This window comes from Streptomyces sp. NPDC001732 (genome assembly GCF_053596315.1).
In genome coordinates this window covers 1-1,844 of the sequence record NZ_JBSFFY010000189.1, presented here as the reverse complement: position 1 = coordinate 1,844, position 1,844 = coordinate 1, and the positions used below count along the sequence as shown (strand labels likewise).

Below are 1,844 nucleotides of genomic sequence, written 5' to 3'. Positions count from 1 at the left end.
ACCGCATACGCACCGAAGGCATCGAGAAGAACACCCACGACAACCCCTTCGGCGCCGTCCTCTCCTTCCGCGGCACCCCCACCGACACCACCGTCAAGCACACCCTGGGTGCGGCGATGCCGGACCTCTCGGACCTGTTCGAGGTCGGCGACTCGTCGAAGTTCTCCGTGGGCCAGTGGTGGGCCGTGGAGGTCAACGCCCTGGCGGGCAAGTACGAGAAGGAGATCCAGCGGCTCGTCCAGGTCACCGATGTCGTCGACGCGACGCACATCCGGGTCAACTACCAGATCGGCTGGGACCTGGCCGCCGGACGCACCCTGACCTGGACCCGCGTCGAGCCCGTCGAACGCGCCCACGTCCGCAACATGGTCTTCGAGGGCTGGGGCGAGGACGAGATGTCCGGCTCGCACCCGGTCGCGTACGAGTACGCGGTGCGCTGCGATGTCTCCGGGATCGAGGCCGTCGGCACCTTCTGGCCGGTCGTGATGCGCCGCTGGTGCACGTACTACCGCACCGAGCAGTGCTCGCTGACCAACCCGAAGTCGGTCACGTACGGCGGCGCGGGCTACCTCACCCAGCAGATCTACTGCCTGTACGGGCACGTCGAGGACTGTCACACCTCCAACGCCCGCCACCTCAACGACTTCACGGCCTCCGCCTACTGCTACGTCACCAACTGCCACGGCGACGGCGACGACGAGGGCCCGTTCGTGACGCACGGCCAGTTCGAGCACGACCTCGTCTACACCGGCAACTCCGGGCTGATGACCTTCGCCAACTCCGGCGCCGCCTGGGGCGGCCGGGCCAAGCGGATCACCGTCCGCCGGCACGCCTGCTCCTGGTTCGTGGCCCGGGTCAAGATCACCGATCTGACCCTGGAGGACGTCCTCGTCATCGGCAAGAAGTCCCTGTCCGGCTCCGGAATGCTCTGGGTCAACGCCGACGGCGTGCAGATGCGCGGCTGCACGGCCACGGGTCCGCTGATCGTCTCCCGGGCCTCGGACCTGTCCGCCCGCCCCAATGTGATCGCCGACTCCTCGTTCGCGTTCGCGGCAGGCGCGGAGATCACCCAGGCCAACGTGACCGCCCCGCTCACCCTCCAGCGCAACGTCCTGAAGGGCGTCGACGGAGCGGTGTTCAACGGCACCGGGCCGCTCGTCCTGGACCAGTGCGTCCTGACCGGCTCGAAGGACACCGCCCCCGTCTCGCTCAAGCACGCCGACATCACCGTGCTGGGTGGCGAACTCCGCGACACCGGGCTCAAGCTGACCTCCGACAAGGACCAGCGGCTGCGCGTCGACGGAACGCGGCTGAAGGGCACCAACAAGGACGGCGCCCTGCTGTCGCGCACCGGTGCCGGACGGACCGTCGACTGGCAGCTGTCCGGCCTCGACTCGACCGCGTCCGAGGGCACCGCCCACGTACTGGTCACCGAGGGCCCCAACCGCTACCGGGCCACCGGCTCCACCTTCACCGGCGGCCGGCTCGAACTGCGGCCCGCGGCGTTCACCGGCGGCAGCCACCTGCTGCACACCGGCTGCGTCGAGGACGGCACCGAGCGCACCGCGCTGCCGGACGAGGGCGACCGCGTCGCCCACACCGCGGCCACGCTTCGCATCTGACCACGTGGGCCCTCTCGTCCGGATCACGCCCGATCCGGCCCGATCCGCACGAGAGGCCCCACCCCATCGAGCACCAGGGATTCCCGTGTCCACGCACACCCCGATCACCGGCCGGCCCGTACGGGTCGCTCTCGTCGGCGCCGGCAACCGCGGTCTGACGTACGCCGAGTGGATCAAGGCGCACCCCGAGCGCGCCGAGCTCGTCGCCGTCGCCGACCCGCG

General features: G+C 70.1%; 1 protein-coding gene. It reads left to right on the top strand.

Annotated elements, in window-relative coordinates; all coding sequences use genetic code 11:
- On the top strand, positions 1-1,622 hold a 1,622-nt coding region (locus tag ACWCXX_RS41270; RefSeq protein WP_451136447.1), incomplete at its 5' end, for a peptidase C14.
- Positions 1,623-1,844 lie beyond the last annotated feature (222 nt).